Source organism: Prevotella sp. P6B4 (assembly GCF_000619985.1).
Lineage (GTDB): Bacteria > Bacteroidota > Bacteroidia > Bacteroidales > Bacteroidaceae > Prevotella.
In genome coordinates this window covers 217,879-241,548 of record NZ_JHVE01000002.1, presented here as the reverse complement: position 1 = coordinate 241,548, position 23,670 = coordinate 217,879, and the positions used below count along the sequence as shown (strand labels likewise).

At 50.0% G+C, this 23,670-nt stretch carries 12 protein-coding genes and 1 pseudogene; 5 read left to right on the top strand and 8 right to left on the bottom strand.

Annotated elements, in window-relative coordinates:
* Position 1: 1 nt before the first annotated feature.
* From T491_RS0102210 to T491_RS0102190, 5 genes are all read left to right on the top strand, one after another.
* Positions 2-3,571: a glycoside hydrolase family 38 C-terminal domain-containing protein gene (locus T491_RS0102210; RefSeq protein ID WP_028902421.1), complete on the top strand. Its 3,570-nt coding sequence runs from the start codon at positions 2-4 to the stop codon at positions 3,569-3,571.
* Positions 3,572-3,683: 112 nt separating this feature from the next.
* Positions 3,684-4,037: a PadR family transcriptional regulator gene (locus T491_RS0102205; protein ID WP_028902420.1), complete on the top strand. Its 354-nt coding sequence runs from the start codon at positions 3,684-3,686 to the stop codon at positions 4,035-4,037.
* A 20-nt stretch (positions 4,038-4,057) separates the two neighbouring features.
* Positions 4,058-5,644, top strand: a complete 1,587-nt coding sequence (locus T491_RS0102200; RefSeq protein ID WP_028902419.1) for a PspC domain-containing protein — start codon at positions 4,058-4,060, stop codon at positions 5,642-5,644.
* Between the two features lie 141 nt (positions 5,645-5,785).
* Positions 5,786-6,190 carry an energy transducer TonB gene (locus T491_RS0102195; protein WP_028902418.1) on the top strand — a complete coding sequence of 135 codons (405 nt, stop codon included), beginning with the start codon at positions 5,786-5,788 and terminating at the stop codon, positions 6,188-6,190.
* The gene (locus T491_RS0102190; RefSeq protein ID WP_155949991.1) at positions 6,187-7,737 is read left to right on the top strand and encodes a lipopolysaccharide assembly protein LapB; all 1,551 of its coding nucleotides are present in this window, start codon (positions 6,187-6,189) and stop codon (positions 7,735-7,737) included. Before T491_RS0102195 ends, T491_RS0102190 begins: the two co-directional genes overlap by 4 nt.
* Before the next feature lie 213 nt (positions 7,738-7,950).
* On the opposite strand, the gene T491_RS17995 is transcribed toward T491_RS0102190, so the two are convergent.
* The 8 genes and pseudogenes from T491_RS17995 to T491_RS0102155 all read right to left on the bottom strand — a co-directional run bounded on the left by T491_RS17995 (position 7,951) and on the right by T491_RS0102155 (position 23,559).
* Positions 7,951-9,360 (bottom strand): glycoside hydrolase family 125 protein, encoded by a 1,410-nt coding sequence (locus tag T491_RS17995; protein WP_369699735.1) that lies wholly within the window; start codon positions 9,358-9,360, stop codon positions 7,951-7,953.
* A pseudogene (locus tag T491_RS17990) lies at positions 9,358-11,631 on the bottom strand (GH92 family glycosyl hydrolase); the annotation flags it as partial. The pseudogene T491_RS17990 and the gene T491_RS17995, both read right to left, overlap by 3 nt.
* An 18-nt stretch (positions 11,632-11,649) precedes the next feature.
* Positions 11,650-14,148, bottom strand: a complete 2,499-nt coding sequence (locus tag T491_RS0102180) for a glutaminase family protein (protein ID WP_028902416.1) — start codon at positions 14,146-14,148, stop codon at positions 11,650-11,652.
* A 17-nt stretch (positions 14,149-14,165) separates the two neighbouring features.
* Entirely contained in the window at positions 14,166-14,990 is an 825-nt protein-coding gene (locus T491_RS0102175; protein ID WP_028902415.1) for a DUF3823 domain-containing protein, read from the bottom strand.
* 30 nt (positions 14,991-15,020) lie between these two features.
* The gene (locus T491_RS0102170) at positions 15,021-17,081 is read right to left on the bottom strand and encodes a RagB/SusD family nutrient uptake outer membrane protein (RefSeq protein WP_028902414.1); all 2,061 of its coding nucleotides are present in this window, start codon (positions 17,079-17,081) and stop codon (positions 15,021-15,023) included.
* A 28-nt stretch (positions 17,082-17,109) separates the two neighbouring features.
* Positions 17,110-20,259, bottom strand: a complete 3,150-nt coding sequence (locus T491_RS0102165; protein WP_028902413.1) for a TonB-dependent receptor — start codon at positions 20,257-20,259, stop codon at positions 17,110-17,112.
* Positions 20,260-20,281: 22 nt separating this feature from the next.
* Positions 20,282-21,733, bottom strand: a complete 1,452-nt coding sequence (locus T491_RS0102160; protein ID WP_197018773.1) for a glycoside hydrolase family 76 protein — start codon at positions 21,731-21,733, stop codon at positions 20,282-20,284.
* A 20-nt stretch (positions 21,734-21,753) separates the two neighbouring features.
* Positions 21,754-23,559, bottom strand: coding sequence for a carboxypeptidase regulatory-like domain-containing protein (locus T491_RS0102155; protein ID WP_028902411.1), 1,806 nt, complete (start codon positions 23,557-23,559; stop codon positions 21,754-21,756).
* Between the last annotated feature and the right edge of the window lie 111 nt (positions 23,560-23,670).

The following is a 23,670-nucleotide window of genomic DNA, read 5'->3' as shown; positions in this document are numbered from 1 at the left end:
TATGACAAGGAAATTCTTATCTATGGCTATGGCTGCATTGCTTTCATCAGGTGCAATGGCTCAGCCGGAGAAAAAAGCCTACATGGTAGCCGATGCCCATCTGGATACGCAGTGGAACTGGGATGTGCAGACTACCATCCGTGAGTATGTGAAGCATACCCTCGACCAGAACCTGATGCTGTTGAAGAAGTATCCTCATTATATCTTCAATTTCGAAGGTGCCGTCAAGTACAACTGGATGAAGGAGTACTATCCGCTGCAGTATGCAGAGTTGAAACATTATGTGGCCAATGGTCGTTGGCATCTTACTGGAAGTAGTTGGGATGCTAATGAAACCATCATTTGTTCGCCTGAGTCATGGCTGCGCAACATCCTGCTGGGACAGACCTTCTATCGTCAGGAGTTTAACACTGAGAGCACTGATGTGTTCCTGCCCGACTGCTTCGGCTTCGGTTACACCTTACCTACATTAGCGGCACATTGCGGCTTGATTGGTTTCTCTTCGCAGAAGTTAGTGTGGCGCACTAATCCTTTCTATGAAGGAGGCAAACGTTATCCTTATTCCATAGGCTTGTGGCAGGGTATCGATGGTAGTCGTATCATGATGGCCCATGGTTTTGGCTATGCTGAACGCTATCGTGATGAAGACCTGTCGCACAACCAGCAACTGCTTCGTGAGATAGGTGAAAGTCCGTTGAATCAGGCTTATCGTTATTATGGCACAGGTGATATTGGTGGCTCGCCCACCATCGCTTCTGTTCGTGGTGTCGAAAAGGGAATAGCAGGCAATGGCCCTATCAAGATTGTCAGTGCTACCAGTGATCAGCTTTATAAGGATTATCTGCCATTCGAAAAGCACCCGGAACTGCCGGTGTTCGATGGCGAGCTGCCTATGGATGTGCATGGAAATGGCTGTTATACCTCGCAGGCTGCTATGAAGCTGTATAACCGTCAGAATGAGCACTTAGGCGATGCTGCTGAGCGTTCGGCAGTCATGGCCGACTGGTTAGGTGTTGCCCACTATCCCTCAGCAACGATGACAGAGACATGGCAGCGTTTCATCTGGCACCAGTTCCATGATGACCTGACGGGTACCAGCATTCCACGTGCCTACGAGTTCTCTTGGAACGATGAACTCTTGTCGCTCAAGAAGTTCTCGGATGTGCTGACACATAGTGTATCTGGAGTAGCCCGTCAGTTGGATACCCGTGTAGCAGGACAGCCTGTGGTGGTGTATAATAATGAGACCACACCTGTTCGTTCTGTGGCTCAGGTGATACTGTCTGATGACCGCGATTATCGCGTGACTGATGCCAATGGCCGTCGTGTGGCTTCTCAGGTTGTGGAGCGTGATGGCCAGCGTGTGCTGCTGTTTGATGCTGATGTGCCAGCTACAGGTATGGCTGTCTATGCTATCAAGGCTGCGGGAAAGAAGAAAATGGCTACTGTTACTACAGGTCGTACCATCGAATCGTCGCGTTACAAGCTGACTGTCGATGCATATGGTGATGTGGTGTCGCTGATAGATAAGAACTGCAACCGTGAGATTGTGGCTTCGGGCAAGAGCCTCCGTTTGGTGGTGTTTGATGACTGCCGTTCTGAGGCATGGCCTGCCTGGGAGATTCAGAAGGCAACGCTCGATAAGGCACCTCTGCCCGTACACGAAGGTGTTGAGATATCAGTTGAGCCAGGAACACTGCGCCAGACATTAGTGATAAGAAAGAAATATGGTGAGTCGGATATCGTTCAGCGTATCCATCTTTATGAAGGCGCACTTGCTGACCGTATCGACTTCGAGAATGAGGTGGATTGGCGTTCGCTTAATGCCCTGCTGAAGGCAGAGTTCCCGCTGAGCGTCTCAAATAAGGAGGCTACCTACGATATCGGACTGGGTAGTGTGCGTCGTGGTAACAACCGCGATAACAGCTTTGAGGTGTATGCCCATGAATGGACAGACTTGACAAACCGTATGGGCAATTATGGCGTAACACTATTAAACGATTCGCGTTATGGCTGGGATAAACCCAATGACAATACTCTGCGTCTCTCGCTGTTGTATTCGCCCAAACCTGGTCGTAGCTATACTTATCAGGCCCGTCAGGACTTCGGACACCATGTGTTCACCTATAGCCTCGTTGGACATGAAGGTCCGCTTGATGCTGCCAATGCCGTTCGTCAGGCCGACCGTCTGAACAGTCCGTTGCGTACATTCTTTACCGATCGTCATGCTGGTTCATTGGGACGTCAGTTCTCGTTTGTGACTTCTGACAATGATTGTGTTGTGGTACGTGCCTTGAAACGTGCTGAGGTGAGTGATGAGTATGTGGTACGTGTTTACGAGATGGGTGGTCAGGGTGCCCAGAAGGCACGCCTCACCTTTGCTGCCGACATTGTGAAGGCTGTTGAGGCCGATGGAACAGAGCGTACACTGAAGCAGGCTGCGACTGACGGACGTTCGTTACTGGTCGACATTAAGCCTTATAGTGTTAAGACCTACAAGGTGGTGCTTGCCAAGCAGAAGCAGTCAGAACCAGATGTACTGCCTTTGGCGCTGGATTACGACCGTCATTGCTTCAGCTATAACGGCTTCCGTTCTTCTGGTAATTTCGAGGGGGGCTATAGCTATGCAGCAGAACTGTTGCCTGACGAAGGTATCACCGTGGGCGATCTTCCCTTCCGCTTTGGCGAAAAGGATGCTGCCAGTGGCGTGACCTGTAAGGGCCAGACTATCCAGCTGCCTGCTGGTAAGGATTATCGTCATCTGTATCTGTTGGTGGCTTCTGATCGCGACGACCGTCAGGCTGCCTTTACTGTAAATGGAAAACAGCAGACCGTCAGTGTACCTTATTATACTGGTTTTATTGGCCAGTGGGGGCACGATGGACAGACCACAGGCTATTTGAAGGATGCCGAGGTGGCATGGGTGGGTAGTCATCGCCATTCGGCCGAGGCTGACGAGCCCTATGAATTTACCTATATGTTCCGTGCATGTCTGGATATTCCAAAGGGTGTGCGTGAGATTACGCTGCCTGACGATGAGCATGTGGTAGTCTTTGCAGCTACCCTGGCTAACGATGCGGCTGAGGCTGTTGCTGCTGCACCGCTGTTCAAGACTTCTATTCTGCCTACAAAGCAGAATATGGCTTCATCGGTCCAGCCTCAGGTTAATCTGCTACGTGATGCTAAGATCATCGCTATGTCGGGTGAAGTGAACGAAGGCGAGCGTGCGGCTTTGCTGGTTGATGGCAATCCTAATACTAAGTGGTGCGACGCACAGGCTGCGCCAAACTTCGTAACTTTCGACTTTGGTCAGCCAACCACCATCAGCCGTTGGCGCCTGTTGAGTGCTGCTTGCGAGCAGTCGGCTTACATCACACGTACCTGTCTGCTTCAGGGTCGGAACAGCGAGACTGAAGAGTGGCAGACCTTGGATATGTTTGATGGTAATCGCAATAACTATACTGACCGCAACTTCGCACCTGCAACTGTGCGCTATCTGCGCCTTTTTGTCGTAGCACCTACACAGGGTCAGGATGCTGCAGCCCGCATCTATGAGATGGAGGTTTATTAATGATCTAACTGTTAAATAGTTATAATTCCTTGCAAAAACTTGGTACTTTGTAATACAAGGTACTAAGTTTTTGCTTATCTTTGCCGCAGAAATCTTTTAATTAGGCAAAGATATGAACATAGAAAATGCTAAATCACAGATGCGTAAGGGCATGCTTGAGTACTGCGTACTGCTGTTGCTTAAGCATCGTCCTTCGTATGCCAGTGACATCATCCAGCAGCTCAAGAATGCGGAACTGCTGGTGGTAGAGGGGACGCTTTATCCGCTACTGACCCGATTGAAGAACGACGGCCTGTTGCAATACGAGTGGCAAGAGTCAACCCAGGGGCCTCCCCGTAAGTACTACGCCTTGAGTAAAGAAGGCGAAAAGTTTCTCGAAGGACTTGATACAGCCTGGATGGAACTCTCGAACACCATTAATTATCTGAAGAATGTAACCCCAAAATTATTGGAAGTAAAGGATTGAAGAATTGAAAAATTAAAGTTATGAAAAAGAATATTACCATCAACCTGTGTGGGCGTCTGTTCCAGATAGACGAGGATGCCTACGAACTCTTGCAGCAGTACATCAACTCACTCCGTTCATCGTTTGGTAAGCAGGAGGGCGGCGATGAAATCGTGGATGATATCGAGAACCGTATCGCCGAACTCTTCGACGAGTTGCGTCAGCAAGGCATCGAGGCCATCACGATCGAGCATGTGAAGGAAATCATCACCCGTATCGGCAAACCCGAAGAGCTCACTGGCGAAGAGGGCAAAGAGGGCGAACAGCAGCACGATAGCAACGGCACCAACTGGGAGGAGAAAGCCCGCTCAGCAGGACAGAAGATATACGAGGATGTACGTGCACGTACCGCTGGAAAAAAACTGTATCGCAACCCCAAGGATAAAATGCTGGCAGGTGTCATGTCTGGTATTGCTGTATATACCAATACCGATCCTGTTATCTGGCGATTCCTGATGATATTGTTTACTTTGTGCTATGGCGTGGGAATCTTTATCTATCTGGTGTTGGCACTCGTCATTCCCGAAGCCAGAACACCTGAGCAGCTTTTGCAGATGGAAGGCAAGGATGTTACGCCACAAAACCTGGCCGATGTAGTGGTTGAAGGCAAGAACCAGCGCGTGCAGCATCCCAGCTTTCTGCGTCTGCTGTTCATCATCCTGATGAAGGTAGTTATCGCCTTTGCAGTTATCGTCTCACTCGTTGTGTGCATTGCCTTGACGTTCGGATTCTTTGGCGTGCTCATTGCTACGGTTAGTGCGATGGTACTGCCACTAAACAGTACCCTACCGTTCAGCCTCGGAGCAATGGGTCTGGAAGGCGCATGGGTTAGCAATCCCAAACTGCTCATCATCTTTGTAATCGCCCTGTTCCTGGTATTGCTCATACCCATCTATGCCATTATCCACATGGTACTCTCGCTCACTGGGAAAATCCGTCCTATGGGTGTTGTCCAGCGTATCGTAAACATCGTGCTTTGGGTTATCGCCGTGTGCATCGCAGTGCCCTTAGGTATCAGCATTGCCAATTATCATTATGACTATTACCAGGAGCGTTACCAAATCGATTATACTACAACCTATCAGGGTGTAAAAATGAACGAGGATGATGCCGATTTCCTGCGTAGTGGCAGCTGGAATCTGATAAAGGCTGAGAACTGCGATCATTATACGTATTATGGTATGGATGGCCAAGGGTATGATAACGCGCGTTTTATGGATGTGTTTAACGATAATTGCGAGGAGGTTTTCCAAGCCGAGCGTAAGGAAAAGGTTGAACCAGGCATTTACCAGCTTACATGCTATGCACGCGCCGAGGGGCCTGGCACCTTTATCTATGCCATGGGGAAGGAGAAACACCTACAGTCCATCCCCGTAAACGAAAACTCAGAAGACGAAATGGGATGGAAGCCCATCACCATCGATAGCATAGTAGTTGCTGGCGATTCGGTTGCCTATGGTATGTCATCGGATAAAGCGTTCACTGGCGAACCCTGCCGTGCTAAGTGGTTCTCGGCTATGGACTTTGAACTCACCCGTACAGGCGACCTGCCAAAGGGTAAGAAATAGCTGGATGAGGGTCAAATCTGCAGTTTTTTCGGCTGTGTGTAATAATGTGTAATGGATTTCTTGCAACTTTTGGGGATTTCTTCTACTTTTGCACCGTCCGGACAGACAAACAGATTGTTGAACCATTAACAGAAAACGAAAATGAAGAAAGTATTAGTAATGGCACTGATGGCACTCTTCGGACTCACCACGGTGAGCGCACAGAAGACCGTTGTAGCCAAGAAAAACCAGCAAGTATTCGATGTAGTAGAGCAGATGCCTGAGTATCCAGGCGGTATGGCTGCCATGGTCGAATATCTGAGTAAGAATGTGAAGTATCCAGCCGATGCTGAGAAGAAGAAGGTTGAAGGAAAGGTATTTGTAACCTTCGTGGTTGATACCGATGGCTCGATTACTGATGTGACCTTAATGAAAAAGGTGTTCCCATCGCTCGATGCCGAAGCTATGAGAGTCATCTCGGCTATGCCTAAATGGGTTCCTGGCAAGCAGAGAGGACAGGTTGTCAGAGTCAGATTCACCGTTCCTATTATGTTCCGCTTGAAATGATAACGATAGTTTATCTGATATTCTCTCTCTTTGTTGTGAGCTGCTCGCACGAGCAGTCTCACAACAAGCTACTCACCGAGGCAGAGCAGATAGTGGTGGAACAGCCTGATTCGGTGGTCAGAATGCTGGAGCCGTGTTGGGACGACACGACGCTTTCTGCCCCCGATCGTGCACTCTTTGGTCTGCTCTATACCGAGGCGCTGCATCGCAGCGGATTGTCGACCGAGTCGGACTCGCTGATTCTGACCAGTCGGCGCTATTACGAGCGAGAGAACGATAAACCGCGATTGGCGCGCGCCTTGCTGCACCACGCCATCGTGCTCTATAAACAGCAGCAAACCCACGAGGCGGTGCTCACCATGAAGCGTGCCGAGCAGTTGGCCGAGAAAGTTGACGACCCTATGTACAATTGCTATCTTTACTTTGTGCTGGGCGATATCAACGACAATGTGGGCAACTATCCCCAAACGCTCAAGTACTACAAGCAGGCTCTGAATGCCGCCCGCCAGTGCCATAAGGATGAGTGGATAGTGAGGGCGTTGAACAACATTGCCCAGACCTTCGATATGACAGGACGGATGGATAGTCTGCAATATTATACAGAGCAGGCCGAGCCCTATGCGCCGCATACCGATGGCGAGATACGTGCCACCTATCTCACTAATCAGGCCAGCTACCTGTTGCACATGGACAAGCGCCAGGAAGCCAAACAACTTCTGCTGAGGGCCCAGCAGACATCGCCTACCGACAGAGGTGCGAAACTGCTGGCCGATGTGTATCTGGCTGAAAAGGACACAGCCAGTGCCGCCCAGCAATGGTACTCGTTGCTCAACTCCTTCTCGCCCGATGTTGCCATCAGTTCGTATCGCAAACTGATTGGTTATCTGACTATGCGTGGTGAAAACAACCAAGCCGCCTTTTATAGCCTTCGACTCAACGAGGTGTATCACGACCTCTACAGCCGCGACGATACTGCCAGCATCATCGATCTGCAGGCCCAGTTCGACGAGCAGCAGAAGGAGCGCCAGCAGTATCGTATCACCATCATGCTGCTATCGGCCATCCTGTTGCTGATACTTGCTGCCATAGCAGCCATCTGGTACAGCAGGCGAAGGATTGACCGACTGAATGCGCGATTCCTGGAAAGCCAGCAGAAGTATGATCTGACCCGTAGCGAGCTGACCAGGATGCGCAAACAGAAAGAGCGCGAAGAGCGTGAAAACTCGGAAGAACTGAAGGCTGTTGTGGCGCGTATCCATGCTTCGGCCAACAAGGGGCGTGCCATATCCGACGACGATATGAATGAATTGGCACAGCGTGCCTACGCCCTCAATCCCAACCTACAGCTGTTGTTATCTGCGTTGAATGCCAAGGAGCAAGCCGTCTGTCTGCTCATTCGCCATAACTTCCTGCCCACGGAGATAGCCACGCTGACTATCTCGACGCCACAAACCATCACCAATACCCGTGTGAGATTGTTGAAGAAACTCTTTGGCGAGACAGGCGGCGCCAAGGATTTTGATACGAGGCTCAAGGAGTTTGAATAATTATCCTTAAGGACTGCAGGTACAACAGCCCTACTCTACAGGGGAAAAAGTTACGCTTTTGAAGGGCAAAAGTTACGGTTTTGAAGGGCAAAAGTTACGGTTTTGCTGATTGTTGGCGCCCGCGCATAATAATAAGCACGCCCGTGCTTATTATTGTGCACGGCCGTGCTTATTGATGTTGGCGGTCGGTCGCAACCGCTTTTTCAACGTTGGTTAGTCTTTGATGCTGTTCAGCAGGTCGAGCTTGCCATCGTTGACCAACTTAATAATCAGTTCACCGAAGAGCGTGTTCTGCCAGGCAAACCAGTCGCGGGTATAGTCGGTGGCATTGTCTTTATTGAAACTCTCGTGGATGAATCCCTTGCCGGCATCGGTCTTCATCAGCATCTCGATGCAGGCTTTAATCTCTGCGTCGTTCTGACTGGTGAAGGCTTTCATCATAATCGACATAGGCCAAGGCATATCGTAGCCGATGTGCGGACCGCCAATGCCCTCGCCAGCCTTGCCGCGGAAGAAGTAAGGATTATCCTCGCTCCATACAAATCGGCGGGTGTTCTGGTAGATTGGGTCGTTGATATCGACATCGCCCAGATAAGGCATAGCCAGCAGGCTGGGCACGTTGGCATCGTCCATCAGCACGCGATTGCCGAAACCATCCACCTCGTAGGCATAGATAGGACCATACTTGGGGTGCTGGTAGATGGCGTACTTCTGTAATGCCTCGCTCACCTCAGCAGCCAGCTGACTGCACTGCTTGGCCAGATCACTACGGTGGTTCACCTTCTCAAGCATCTCTGCTGCCTTGTTGAGAGAGGTGACAGCCATGAAGTTTGATGGAATCAGGAAGAGTAGGGTGGTGGCATCGTCAGACGGACGGAAGGTTGAGGCAATCAGTCCTACGGGTTTCACAGGTGCGCCCCATCCGCCATTGTTCACTGTGTCGAGGGCGCGATCGGTCTTGCGCAGGAACTGGTACGAGCCGCGTCCGTCCTTGCGCTGCTGATCGTGGAAGGTGCGCAGGATGTTCTGGATGGCCTTGATCCACTCATCACCCAGTACGCTGTTGTCGCCTGTGGTCAGCCAGTATTCGTACAGCAGGCGCAGTACGTAGCAGAGTGAGTCGATCTCCCACTTGCGCTCGTGCAGTTCTGGTTTCATGCCAGTGTCGCCCATCCACTCACCATCAGGACGAGGCTCTTTGTTGAAGGCGTTGGCATAAGGGTCGATGTTGATGCACTTGAGTTGGCGCAGAATGACGCCTGCCAGCATCTTCTTGAGTTTGGTGTCCTTGTTAGCCAGCTTGACGTATGGCCAAACCTGTGCGCCAGAGTCACGCAGCCACATGGCGTGGATATCGCCTGTATAGACGAATGTGTCAGGATTCCCCTCTGCATCCTCCTCATAGTGTACGGTTGTATCGAGTGTGTTGGGGAAGCAATTGGTGAACATCCAAGCCAATCGGGCGTTGGTAAGCAGACTGGCTATACGTTTGATCTCATCCTCTACAGCCTCAGAACGGAACAAACGCTCGGCCTCAGCCGGTCGGTTCGAGGGGCGTACGATGGCATCGGTCTTGCAAACCTCCTTCTTGGCTTTTACGGCCTTTATGGCAGGCTTGACCACTTCTGTTGAGAACGAGTAGGGCAGGCTTAATGCCTGAGTGCCTCGCTGGAGATTAGGCTTAGCAGCCATGCGGTAGTCGATACTGCCGCCAGCCAGCAGGTCACTATGTTTGATGTAGTTCTTATCGTAGGGCGCACCGTTTAGGAGCATCTCGCTGACGTAGCAGTTCTCTGCACTGTTGCCATCGGCACGGATCACTAATGTTTTGCCTTCAGGCAGATGCAGGGTTACACGCTTGAAGTATGGCGTACCAAGTGCATACTGACCAGAGCCAGGACATACAGGATAGAAACCAAGTGCCGAGAATACATACCAGGCTGATGTCTGTCCGTTGTCCTCATCGCCGCAATAGCCATCGGGCGTGGCCTGATACAGATGGTCCATCACCTGACGGACCCAATACTGAGCCTTCCAGGGTTCGCCTGCCCAGTCGTATAGGTATATCATGTGTTGGATGGGCTGGTTGCCGTGGGCATAGTTGCCCATGTTCATAATCTGCATCTCGCGTATCTCATGGATGACCGCACCATAATAGCTCTCGTCAAAAACGGGAGGTACGCTGAACACCGAGTCGAGCATAGCCACGAAGTTGTCCTTGCCACCCATCAGGCTCATCAATCCTGCAGGGTCGTGGAATACCGACCAGGTGTAGTGCCAGGCATTACCCTCGGTAAAGGCATCGCCCCACTTCAGCGGGTTGAAGGGACTCTGGAAGGTGCCGTCCTCGTTGCGGCCACGCATCAAACGGGTTTCTTTGTCGAATACCTTCTGGTAGTTCATGGCACGGTCCTTATAGGGCTTGAGCTCCTTCTTGGATTTACCGAGTGCCAATCCCAACTGATAGATACACCAGTCGTCGTAAGCATACTCTAAGGTACGTGCCACGCTCTCGTTGATGCCTACATTATAAGGCACATAGCCCAGGCGGTTATAGTATTCAAACCCCAGTCGGCCAGTGCTCGACACCTGTGGGTGAACGGCATTGGCGCCATGCTTTACAGCCTGCCAGAGCGCCTCTACGTCATAGCCGCGCATGCCTTTCAGATAGGCATCGGCCACGATGGATGCAGAGTTGTTGCCCACCATGCAGCCACGATGACCAGGACTGGCCCACTCGGGCAGGAATCCACTTTCCTTGTAGGTGTTTACCAGTCCTTCCTGCATCTGCTGGCTCATCTCCGGATAAACCAGATTGAGCAGTGGGAAGAGCGAACGGAAGGTGTCCCAGAAGCCTGTGTCGGTAAACAGTCGGCCTGCGTGTACTTTACCATCGAATGGGCTATAGTGTACAATCTCGCCAGCCTGGTTCACCTCGTGGAACGTGCGTGGGAAAAGTACCGAACGGTAAAGGCAAGAGTAGAAGGTGCGCAAATGATCTGTATTGGCGTCCTCAACCTCTAATCGTCCCAGGATGTTGTTCCAGCGTGTACGTGCCTCGCGGCATACGGTATCGAACGAACGACCAGCTACCTCTTTCAGGTTCTGTCGTGCCTGCTCTGCGCTGATGAATGATGAGGCCACACGCAGGGTTACCACCTCGCTACGTGCTGTCTGGAATCCGATTACGGCGCCGGCATGATTGCCTTCGAACTGGTGCTCGCCTACCTGAATCTTGCCATTGGCAACAGTAGAGATGAAAGTAAAAGGCTTGTCGCTCTCAATCACAAAGTAGTTTTTGAATCCTTCGGGTACGCCGCCGCTGTTCTTGGTGGTGTATCCCTCGATATGGCGATCGTCAATGATGCGAATTTTTGAACCCTTGTCGAAGGCATCTACTACGATACGTGATTTCTTCGAGTCAGGATAGGTGAATCGCATTACAGCTGCACGCTCTGTAGGCGTTACTTCAGCCGTGATATCATAATCGGCCAGATATACCTTATAATAATAGGGACGTGCCGTCTCTGCTTTGTGCGAAAACCAGGAGGCGCGCTTGTTCTCATCAAATACGGTGCCAATGGTGGGCATGATGGCAAACTGGCCGTAGTCATTGATCCAGGGCGAAGGCTGGTGTGTCTGCTTCAGACCACGTATCTTGCCTGCATCGTAAGTGTAGGACCATCCGTCGCCCATCTTGCCTGTCTGTGGCATCCAGAAGTTCATGCCCCAAGGCAGTGCGATAGCTGGGTAGGTGTTGCCAGTTGAGAGAGCGTGGTTGGACTGAGTGCCTACCAGCGTGTTGACGTAATCAACGGGGCTGGTAGCAGCCACAGCACTGCCCCCAAGGAGCAGTGCCACAGCCAAAAGACTCTTTCTGAGATTCTTTTTCATAACAAATTCATTACATCTTTACTTAACTAACAATCTCATCCAATAGCCACCAATGACCGAACGGGCTTTGAATCCTACCATCAGTCCGGTCTTGGTGTCGTGCCAGTCGCTGGTAGGAACACGCGAGCCAGTCTCGTCCATGTATTTGTAGATAGGCTCTACAAACTTCAGGAAGGTATCCTTGTCATTGGCCATAGCTGCACTCCACATAATCCAGTCGGTCTTGGTGTAGTCCTTACGGATGTCGAGTGGCAGACCATAGGTGTTCTGCTGCTTCAGGTAGTAGCTCACCTCGCGCTGCATCACCTCATTGCCAAACAGGTTGGTGTTCCACAGTTTGTCCCATATCATATTGTACTTCTGACTCCAGGTGTTATCGCGGTCGAAGGCCAACTTATAGTGGTCGCCCTCGCGAGCATCGGCCTCCCATTTCTTGGCCATCTGGCGGGCACGGTTCATATAGCGGTCGGCTGTAGCTGCATCGCCCTTCATGCGAGCCATAATAGCATAGCCTGCCACACCCATGATAGCCTTTACAGACAGGTTACAGTTGTGAGGCCAGTGACCGGCAAAGTCGTCGGTACACAATTGGTTCGAGGGATCCTGTCCGTTCTCTACCAGATAATCGGTCCACTGTGTCAGGATGTCCCAGTAGGGTTTTACATAATCGATGTTGCCATCCTGAATACACAGCTGGGCTGCCAGAGTCAGCATGTTTCCTGCCTCCTCGATAGGCATGTCGCCACCATAAACCTGACCGTTTGCGATGGGGTAGGTGCCCAGATCGTGTGCTGCAAAGGGCTTGGTCCAACGACCAGAACGACTATACTCGAAGATACTGGTCATCATGGCCTTCTGTAGGTCAGGATTGTAAGCCAGGAAAAGTGGTGCTGATGGATAGGTCAGGTCAACGGTGTTCACACAGCCGTTAGAGTTGTTCTCTTTTGAGAAGTACAGCAGATGACCCTCGTTGTCCTCGAACAGCTTATGTGCTGCCAATACATGACGATAGGCACCAGAGAGGATTTCTGCATAATGGGCATTACCCACACGGAAGGCATCGTCATAAATCTGCTTGTCCAGGGCACGACAACGCTCCATGATGCTTCGGTAATTGCGGTTCAGCTTGTTGAAAGCATCGAAGATATCAACCTTTCCCCCATGTGCCCAGTAGGCCTTATAGCGGTGGTACATATACTCAATGTCCTCTATCTCATCGTAGCCGATCAGTGAGAATGATGATTGAGGCTGCTGGTCCACCTTGCCGAAATCGTGCACATAAGCCAGTACGGGTATGTCGTTCTGCTTGTAGGCACGGATCAGGTTCTGACCGCAACTGAGCTGTCCCTTGTTGAGGAATCCGTCAATGATGTTATTGTAGGTGTCGAGCGAAACCTTTCCGTTGTAGTCGGCCACATACAGATATCCCCAGTCGATGCCGATGCCATCGCCCTTCTTGGCGAGAATGGGCTGGTCGATAGTACCTGTCTTGAGGTACTTTACGCCATCAACAGAGATTGCTGATGACTCTGTAGGCTGATGAGGCTTGTTGGTTGCGATAAGCGGGCTGGCCAGGAGAGCAAACTGTACATCGTGCTTCTTGCGGTCGAGACTCTTCACCTGATACGACACGTAGGATACGGGTGTAGAGAGCAGATCGAGGTCATCAATCAGCATGGGCGAAGTGAACACTACATCCAGTGCTACAGGACCACAGGTGAAAGCGTAGTAGGTCGAAGTGGCCATCACGTCAACGCTCTTCTGGATAGCTGTCTTCACAGAGTTGGTTTCAACACCCACGTTGGCATAGAGTCCAAAGTCGGCATAGGCACCGCCTGCGTTATTATAAACGTGGAATGCCATCACGTTGCGACCTTCGTGAAGCAGTCGCTTCTGCTGGGCGTTCAGGTGAACAGACTCTCCGAAAATAGCGTCCATGCGTCCCTTGCCGATCAAGGTACCGTTGATATATAGCTCGCAGGCATCATCATGAGAGAACAGGGCATAGAGGTCGCCACGCAGGTCTTCGGCTGTCAGGTTGATTTCGCGACGGATATAGATATCACTGTGCTCTTTCGACCAACCGGTCTTGATGTTGTCGCCGGCATTACCAAAGGCTGCCTGACCAGTGCGCCAGTTGTTGGCGGCAAAGTCGGGTGCCTGCCAACCATCGGCCTGTGGCTCTTCTGTGTATTTTGCCTCCCAGTTGACCTCGTCGCTCATAGGAGCCAATGCCTTAAGCAGTTTGTGCTCCTTGTCGCCCATGAAGCGATAGGTTGTACCATCGACTCTGAGCAGGCCCTCCAATGGCTTCTCGTCGCCTGTCCAGAGACGGGTACTGCCTTCGGTTAGCTTATCGTAAGGCGACCAAATAGAGAAGTAGGGGTCGTTAACTACGATAGGTACTGCTGGGAGTCGGAGTGATGTGGATTTGTAAGGTGAGAAGAACTCTGACTGGGCAATGGCGCTGGTTACAGCCAGCGCCATGCCTAATAAGGGAATTAATCTTTTATTCATATTTGTTTAATTATGTGTTATGGGATAATCACTTCCATGGGCTCACTATAGTTCCAACGGCGTGTGCCACTGCCTCGTGGAGTATCGTAGTTGATACGAGCGGCTGCACGCACAAACACATGATAGCCTGAGGGGATGGCTTGTCCGCTGGCAGAGCGGATAGTGATAGGCTTGCCCTCGAACTCGTCGAAGCTTTCGCCTGCATAGTTTATCTGATTTGACCAGCGCTGGTCGCGAGCGCGATAGCCTACGCTTGATGATGTTGAAACGAACAACTGGATATCGGTGACGTTGGTAAAGTCATCGCTATACCCGCCCATTGGCTCAACCATACTACGGAACTCGTCCTTGCTGATGGCGCGGGTCACCTTGACCTTGGCGGTAATCTGACCGTTGGATACCGATGGCGTCTCAACGAACTCCACCTTCAGGAAAGGATGGACTTCGAACTTCACTTGAGTGGTGCCAGAGATCTTGCCGTACCAGGTGTCGTCAGAAATGACTGTACCATCGTCGGTATCACGGTACACTGGTATAAACGGACCATCAATGCGAATATTGTACTCGCCGGCAAAAATCTTGGTATTGCGGAAGGTACCGTCAGGACGACAGTAGAAATCAGGGTTGTGATCTACATTGTCGCCATAGCTTAATTCGGTCAGGCGTACACGGATGCCTTCTGAACCCTGATCGGTTAGCACAGGGTCGCCGGTCTTGGCATCAACTACCACGCCTTCGATAGTCTCGCCAGGCTCTTTGTAGTTGTCTATCTCAAAGGCATCGCAGGCAGTCAGTGCGAAAGCCGCAAACAACAGGTAGGAATAATATCTGAATGTTTTCATTGTTTTTCTGTTTTTTATCATGATTAAATGTTATCTGTTAGGCTGCTGATCAATGACAGGACTCTTTGAAACCTCGCCACCAGGGATGGCAAAGTAGTAATCGATGGCATTGAACTCGCACTCGTTCTGTCCCAGATACTGGTAGTGATAGTCGAAGAAGTACTTACCCGACTGGGCCGACATGTAAGGATAAAGACCATGGAAACGATAGCGGCTGTTGTCGCTATATACATCTTTGTCGCGTGTGATACCCCAGAATCCGTCGCGGTTGTCGTAATCCTGTACACGCCAGCGACGCAGGTCGTACTTGGTCTTCTGTTCGAATGCTAACTCCTTACGGCGCTCCTTGCGTACGATGTTACGGCTCTTCTCATTAGAGGTTAAATCGGTAGCCAGAATATTGGCACCTGCACGTTCCTGAATGGCACGGATAACCTCTGTGGCTTCTGCCAGCATGTCAGCACCATCAGGTGAGTTCACACCTTGTAAGGAGAGCTCAACGGCAGCCTCGGCAAAGTTGAGCAGTACCTCGGCATAGCGCATCAGAATGAAATGCTGGTCGCACACTCCTTCGCCGCTACGGGCATCGCTGCCCTGATAGAGCCATTTACGAGAGTACATACCGCTGACGCCACCTTCAGCCCAGCTGTAGAAAGGACCATCGGCACCTGTAGCCTGAGTCTTGACACCTTTTACGTCGACCGTCTCGATGGTACCTTGGTTAGGACACATAAAGAGAGTCTTTGGCTTGTCTGTGTAAGCCTTGAGAGTCTGTGGACCCTTGCTGGCATTGCCATATGAATAGTCGGCACCAGGGTCGTTAGAGAATAAGGGTTTGATAGGTTCTGAGCCTGTGTAGATACCCTGGCGGATCTCGATAACCTTGCCACGGAATACGTCACCAGGTACGATGACCTGGGCACGCAGACGTGGCTCGGCATTCTTGAAGAAGTCGAATGGACTGTCATAGAGTACGTAGTTACCCTGTGCATCGGTGGTCTTGATGGAACCGTCAGCATTCACAGGGATGCCGTCGAATAATGAGATGAAATCGGCTGTAGGACAGGTGCCACCCGATAGTGGTGCATGGATAGTGCATGGTGTGTTGTATGAGTCGTAAGAGTGTACATAGGTAGGATAGCTGTACTCGCGGGTCTGGATGTTCTCTGGACTGTCTGAGTCGGAGAGCATGTTGACCATCGACTGCATGATAGCATCTTTGTTGCCGGCCTCCCAACCTTTCTTATAAAGTGAGTAGCGCCCACTATTGATAACCTCTTTGGCGGCTAAGTAGGCTTCCTTGAACCACTGGTTAGCCAGTTTGTTAGCCTGACTATCCTCGAAACCCATCACACGGATTCCAGTCTTTTGGCCAACACCAGTGAGATGACCTGTTACGGTCTGGTTGTACTTGGCCACACAAGCAGCATAGAGGGCTGCTTCCGACTTCCACGACAGGGCCACATATTTGTTGGCATAACCATCTTTCAGGCTGATTGGACCCATCAATTCGGCTGCTTTGTCGTAATCTGCCAGGATCTGCTTCCAAGTATCTTCCTCGCTCGAACGTGGCACCTCCAACTCGTCATTATCCGCATCGTAGTCGATAACCTTGGTAACCAGCGGTACACCTCCATAACGACGGGCCAAGGCATAGAATATTGTTGCACGGCAGTAATAAGCATCGCCCAAATACTGGTTGAGTGTAGGCTCAGGCAGACTGCTGGCTGTTGAAGGCAGGTCGCGGATAAGCTGATTGATTTCACGCAATGTTCTGAAGGCCTGACTCCAGTAGGGGTTACTCTCACTACGCCATGCGTTCATAAAACCTTCACGACCTACGCCCTCACCGATACCCTCGGTACCAAAACTGACGAGCCAGCCGTTGTGGGTGAAGCCTTCGCTGAAACGGTATTTGAAGTCCTCGAAGGGCATTTGACTATAAATGTTGGCAAAGTATATGTCGAGACCGGATTCATCGCCGAGTAACTGGTCCTTGGTTACCACATTGTTGGGGGGAACATCAAGGCCTACACATGAGTTAAACAGAAGGGCGATGCCGGCTGCCATGATGAATATTATCTTTTTCATATCTTATTCTTAACTAAATATGTACAACTTAGAATGACAATTGCAGACCAACGGTATAGGTCTTGTTCAGAGGATACAAACGGCCGAGGTCGCTGTCGGGATGCTCTGGATCAACGAACTTCACGCCTGTGAATGTGAGTAGGTTGTAAGCGTTGGCATATACGCGAAGCGACATGCCGTTCAGCGCTTTCAATTTAGGCAGCGTATAGCCCAACTCAACACTCTTCAAACGCAGATAGGCTGTGCTAACGCGATTGAACTCTGAATTGCCGATAGGATTGTGGTTGGTATAGGCATAGTAGCCGGATACCCATTCCTGTGTAGGATCCCATGGGTCGGCTGTTGGATCAACAGGATGCCAGCGATCCCAGAACTGTTCCAAGGTACCACCTGCTGCTGGTTCGTAACCCCAGATGCGATAGAGAGGCTCCTCGTAGCGCATGCTACCCATAGCTGATCCTTGGAAGAGAATGTTGATATCGAAATTACGCCAGTTAGCATCGATGTTGAATGAATAGTTCATCCATGGCGTCTGGTCGTATGCGAAAGGATGTTCATCAAGACCGTTGATTTCGCCGTCACCATTCCAGTCTTCATATTTGTAGTCACCAGGCAGTACGTCGCGTTCGTGATAGATATCATAGTTCCAGATATCTTCCCAACTGGTGAAACGACCTGCTGAAGTATAACCGAACTGTACACCCTGATAACGATTATTCAGGTTATCATGACGCCACTTATCGTAGCTGTTGGCATAAGTTGCATTCTGTACTGCTGTGAGGTATTTGTTACGTGTCAGACTAAAGATGCCCTTCAAGCCATAGCTAACTTCGCCGATATGGTTGCGATGAGTAATCTCAAGTTCAACACCAGCGTGCTGGTCACTATTGGCATTCAGCTGGGGGGCATCTGCACCAATTACTGTTGGGAAATCGCCTGGACGCATGTAAAGTCCTGTTCGCTTACGAATGAAGTAGTCGAAGGTGATACCCAGTTTGCCGTCCCATGCGGTGAAATCGAAACCGATATTAAAGCTCTTTGACTTGTACCAAGAGATAGCTTCGTTTGGCATGGCCTTGGGGGAGGCACCATAGATAAACTGGCCGCCGAACATCCAGCCTGGGGCGTAGCCGTTGTACCAACCTTTATTGCCATCGCCACTGCCACCTGAAGGATAAGAGTAGCCTGCTACCCAGTCGTATGAGGCGCCTGAGTCATCACCCATCTCACCATAGCTGGCACGAACCTTTAAGTTCTGGATGAAGTGTAGGAAGTTGAGGTTCTTGAAGAAAGGCTCCTCGCTGATGCGCCAACCGGCACTGGCTGATGGAAAGAATCCCCAGCGATGACCTGGTGCGAACTGCGAACTGCCGTCGTAACGGAACTGGCCTTCCAAGAGGTAACGATCGGCAAAGTTATAGTTCAGACGACCGATGAATGAGTTGTAGTTGGCGCTGTGGATATCACCAGCATTGGCATTACCTACTTGGCCCTCATCGATACCATTGAACAGATACGGGCTGTTGAAGGCTAAGTTGCGACGTGCATAAAAACCATCGTACACCTTCTGTTGTGTCTCGAGGCCAATCATGGCGCCTATGGTGTGTGAAGATATGGTGCGATGATAATTCAATGTAAACTGTGACAGTTTCTGTGTGTTATCATAATGCTCTTTACGAAGCTGTGCAGGTGAGCTGCCTGAGTAAACTTGCTGAATGTAACTATCTGTTACAGGGTCATAAGCGTACTGATTGTACTGGCGGCGATAGATGTCATTCTTGTCTATATGCAGATCGTATGAGTACATAGCTCTGGCGGTCAGACCTTTCAGAATGCTTACATACTGACCAAAATCGAAAGTCAAAGAACCTTGAGTGAGCATTTGGTAGCGCTTGTACTTCCTGTATCCGCTGATGTCGCTGGTCATCTCGGCAACGGCATTCTCGCCCAAATCCAGATTCTGATAGTTCAGCATGGTATGTTCTGGATCGGCATAAGCAGCTGCGAGTGGGCCCTGACGCCAGTAGTTACGGATGATGTCGGTGGTCGATGTATAAGGCGTGTTGCGGTTGTCTAACATACCGTTCATCTGGAGTTCAAAACTCAGACCCTTCACTATCTCAGCATTGATCTTAGAGGTGATATTGAACTTGTCGTAGTTCAGGTCGCCGCTCTTCAAGAAACCTTCCTGATAGAGGTATCCCATACTTACGAAATACTGCATCTTTTCAGATCCGCCACTGATGGTCATGTTGTGATTGGTTTCAGGGGCAGTCTCAGCAAAGATGAGCTTGTTCCAGTCTGTGCCCTGCTTGGTGCCGTTGCGATACTCGTCGATGGCTTCCTCGGTAAACATTGGAGAGCCGCCATCGATGTTGTTCTTCTTTAGCTCGTTCATCAAGGTCATGGCACGTACGGGGTCGAGCAGTTTGGGCATGCTCTTGGGCGCTTGGATGGTGAACGAACCATTGTAGCTTACCTGAGTCTTGCCTGCGCCACCTCTCTTGGTGGTTACCAGCAGTACGCCATTGGCTGCACGCAGACCATAGATGGCTGCTGAGGCATCTTTCAGTACAGAGATGTCTTCGATGTCGTTGGCGTTCATGCGTTGGAAATCCTCTACGGTGCGGGGAACACCATCGATAACAATCAGGGGAGCGCCGAGACCACGTACATCAAAGTTGTTTTTGTACGTTCCTGGCTCTGAACTCTGCTGCCAGACACGGACACCTGCGATACGGCCTGTTAACATATTCTGGGTGTTCTCGTTGTTGGTTTTCAGCATGTCCTTACCACGCAGTGCGCTCACGGAGCCAGTGATAGATCCACGCTTCTGGGTTCCATAACCTACTACGATGACATCGTTCAGTTCTGAAACGTCTTCTGTCATCTTGATGTTGATGGTTTTACGACCTTGTACATTCTGGCTGACTGCCTTCATACCGATATAGGCAAAATCGAGAGTGCCATTGTCGGCCACAGAAATCGAGTATTTACCATCGAAATCTGTTACTACTGCAGTCTTTGTGCCACGAAGGGTGACGGTTGCACCAATGACGGGTTCACTGTTTTGGTCGGTAACAGTACCCTTGACGGTGATGATACTCTGTGCTTGCAAACCCAACCCAAAGGCTGTCGAGAGCATCAGAAGCACGCATTTTTTAGTTAGGATATTCATATTGTTTTTGTTATATTAGTTATTACTGCAAATTTGATGCCACAAGCATGCCGTATTCCGAAGCGTATGCAAATGCTACGAGTGCGCGTACGTCATTCTGTGCCTGATTACTGCTCCAGCCGCCAGTGAGACCACGGGGCAGTGCGTTATTCTTAAGATAGTTGTCCCATGCGTAGTCGAGGTTTGTCTGAAAAGTTCCGACTCCCTCTTTTGCATCAACACCAATCTTTACTGCGTCCATCCAGCCACGCATTAATACATCGTCGAACCAACGGCTAAAGTTGCTGTAGGCATAATCCCAAGTGCCTTTGGAGTTCTTCTGTGGGAAATAGTTGAAAGTTGCTGTGTATAACTGACGTGTGTCGTTCAGATAACGTGCATCCTTGGTAATCCGGTAGAGGTCGGCGCCACCGCTAACCATAGTGCCGCTGTTATAGGTGAACTTTGTACCACTTGCCCCTGTGCTGGGGTTTGAAATACGGTACTGTACACCGTCAAATTCGTCGTAGCGGATATTGTTATTGGCGCCTACCATATCCAGATATACGCCATCGGAGGCACGAAGATTGTACTGTTGCCATTCGTAGATCTTCTTGGCCATCATCAGATAGTATTCGGATTTGTTGGCTGTGACATCCAACCGTTTTCCTTCGCCGTTAATGGTACGGTATGTCACCTTGTCAGCCTTGTCCTGATAGTATTCTGCCAACCATACGAGAGGTGAGATGAATGGCGCGTTACTGCAGGCGTGTTTTGTGCAATATGAAGGCCCCCATGTAATACCGCCTACCTCGGCACCCCATGTATTCTGCTTGCTATCAAGACACCAGTCCCAACCATCGAGTACATAGGCAGTCAGATATTCGGCCTTATCCAGATATTTTTGGTCGCCAGTGGCTTTCCACGAACGTAGAAGTTCGCGGATAATCCACTGTTGATCATCGTACACATTCTGGTCACCATCAACCTTTGCGCCTCCTTTCATGCCACCGCGATGTACACCATATACCGTCCATTCGTGGTTGTTGCGGGTAAAAGAGGTGAGTTTGAAGGTACCTGCGTAGTATTCTAACCCGTCATAGAGTTTCTCAAGTTGCGTTTTGTAGGTGCTTGCTGACCCTTGCTCGGCGTTCTTTCCTGCTTTGCTCAGGGCGGCATAGCCTTCCAGAATGCTATTGCAAGCTTCGATGGCCGCAGTGTAAGGCCATACGTCGGCTTCACCCGATGCTTTGTCTGTTGATGGGTTGTACATGTCTGCCATTTTCATGTCACCACTGATGTAGTGCTGCATGGCTGCATCGAAGAGGGTCGTAGCCCTGGTGAGATTACGTACACTTACATCGTTAGTGCCGATGGGCTGTGGTCTAACAGGGGTGTTAGGATCGTCAGACTGGAAATCATTGTTGCTGCCGCAACTTGCTGTGGTTGAAAGGGCAATGACCAGACTGACCATAGTTAGAATTTCTTTCTTCATTTTCTTATTCATATCATTTTTTAGTTCAAGTCGATATTATAGATAGTTACCTTATTCTCGTCGCTGTTTTCTTCGCCTTTGTATACAGCCAGAACCAGTGTGACGTTCTTTCCTTTATACGGTGAGAGGTCAAATACGAATTTTCCATAGTTCTCAGGATGACCTGTATCGCCGTTGAAATGACGGAACTTGATGGTGCCGTCAGGGCCTTCGCTCAGTTCTGATACCTGTGATTCGCTGTTGGGTTGCAAATATTTTACGTTCATATCATCGGTGATGGCGATGAGCTTGAAATAGGTAGAGTGACTGCCAAAGTTACGGGCTCGTAGGGTCAGCTTTTGGTTATTGTCATTGATGGCAAATTTGCTGTAAAGATAGCTTTCGGCTTTCGAGGTACTTACAATACCGTTGTCGCCTCGTGTCTTGATGGTGTAACCTTCATTTGTGAATACATCACAATCCTTGGTGATTGATGTGAGCCCCCAGAAAGCAGCCACGTGACCGGTCTTATTCCAGTCGCGGTAAGCCCATACGTACTCATCGCGGTCTTTACGTCCGTCGTAGGTGGTGATACCAGTGAACGACTGGCGTTCGTTTGGCATGGTGGCTCGTACCATCTCTTGGGTCAGGTGCAACTCTTCGAGTGCATCGTTGATAGGTGTACCAGGCAGCCAAGCTAAACCATTGACGGCTTCAGGAGCAAAGCTGATGCGACGCAATACAAGCTGAACCCATTCGCCAGAATAGTAGGTGCCAATGGCGATGACTACATCTTTGCCGATGTAGGCACTCAGGTCGAATGTGAAGTTCTTATAGCTACCATCTTGGAAAGATATGTTGTCGCCCAGCTTTTTAGCTTGTGGCTTGGCTTCACTCAGGTCCACTACAACTACGTTCCAGATGGCTGGTCCCTGATGAGTGCGCGCGAAAACGGTCAGGATTTTGTTATCCTCGGTGATGTGCTTTCTACCATATATAAAGGTGTTGAGATTGTCGTAATCCACACCGTTACTCTTGCTTTCGTCCACGCGCATAGTGGTTCCTTCATTCTGTTCCTCCCAGTTACCCATCATGTCGAGTGTACACATATAGTCCACACTCCAGTCAAATTGTGGATAATTGTCGGCATTACGTCCGCCACGATATTCATTATACATCCATGGGGTACAGGTTTTCAAATCGCCTAGAGTCAGACCTGGCAGAATTTCCTCACCACCTAGATTTATGTCTGGTAGTTGGGCAATACCATCGATGAAATCGTCGATTTTTACTTCCTTGCTCACAGGATTATAGTCGCCATAAGAGATGGTTACTGTATAATTGTCGAGTGGAAGTTGGGTAATGGTGTAGATACCTTCGCTGTTGGTGAGTACTGGATCTCCACCGATGGAAACACTGGCGCCTTCAAGTGGTTGCTTCCCATTCTGCGCATCAAGTACTCTACCGGTAATCTTGGCTGCTGCATAGCGCATACTGGTGCTGACGTTGGCTACACCGTCGTTCCATTGGTTGGGGGCTACCGTGCAACTCACGGTTTGGTAGTCTGTCTTACTGAATGTAATAATGTGTTTACCAATGGGTAAATCTTTCAGCAGATAACTACCTGAAGCATCGGTTGTGCTGCTGATGTCTACATCGTTTACACTGACGGTTACGCCTGATAGTGGGGCGTTTTGATCGTCAGTGATGATGCCACTTACGTCGCCATTGCCCAGGTTTGCACCATTGTTGTTCTCGTCGTTGCTGCAACTGATGTTGCTGAATGCCAAAAAACATACTCCTAAGAGATACGCAGTTAGTTGTTTGGCTTTGGTCTTCTGTTTCATTAATTCTTTAATTTAAATTTTAGTTATTAATAGGAAAAATTCGATGGCAAAAGTAATGGTGAGTAGATTAAATTACCGGTTAATTTGGGGTTAAACGGAGATTAAAAGTGT

Bases quoted from the DNA above. Each gene is read 5' to 3' on its own strand.
- T491_RS0102210 (WP_028902421.1), top strand. From the start codon at position 2: ATGACAAGGAAATTCTTATCTATGGCTATGGCTGCATTGCTTTCATCA.
- T491_RS0102205 (WP_028902420.1), top strand. From the start codon at position 3,684: ATGAACATAGAAAATGCTAAATCACAGATGCGTAAGGGCATGCTTGAG.
- T491_RS0102200 (WP_028902419.1), top strand. From the start codon at position 4,058: ATGAAAAAGAATATTACCATCAACCTGTGTGGGCGTCTGTTCCAGATA.
- T491_RS0102195 (WP_028902418.1), top strand. From the start codon at position 5,786: ATGAAGAAAGTATTAGTAATGGCACTGATGGCACTCTTCGGACTCACC.
- T491_RS0102190 (WP_155949991.1), top strand. From the start codon at position 6,187: ATGATAACGATAGTTTATCTGATATTCTCTCTCTTTGTTGTGAGCTGC.
- T491_RS0102180 (WP_028902416.1), bottom strand. From the start codon at position 14,148: ATGAATAAAAGATTAATTCCCTTATTAGGCATGGCGCTGGCTGTAACC.
- T491_RS0102175 (WP_028902415.1), bottom strand. From the start codon at position 14,990: ATGAAAACATTCAGATATTATTCCTACCTGTTGTTTGCGGCTTTCGCA.
- T491_RS0102170 (WP_028902414.1), bottom strand. From the start codon at position 17,081: ATGAAAAAGATAATATTCATCATGGCAGCCGGCATCGCCCTTCTGTTT.
- T491_RS0102165 (WP_028902413.1), bottom strand. From the start codon at position 20,259: ATGAATATCCTAACTAAAAAATGCGTGCTTCTGATGCTCTCGACAGCC.
- T491_RS0102160 (WP_197018773.1), bottom strand. From the start codon at position 21,733: ATGAAGAAAGAAATTCTAACTATGGTCAGTCTGGTCATTGCCCTTTCA.
- T491_RS0102155 (WP_028902411.1), bottom strand. From the start codon at position 23,559: ATGAAACAGAAGACCAAAGCCAAACAACTAACTGCGTATCTCTTAGGA.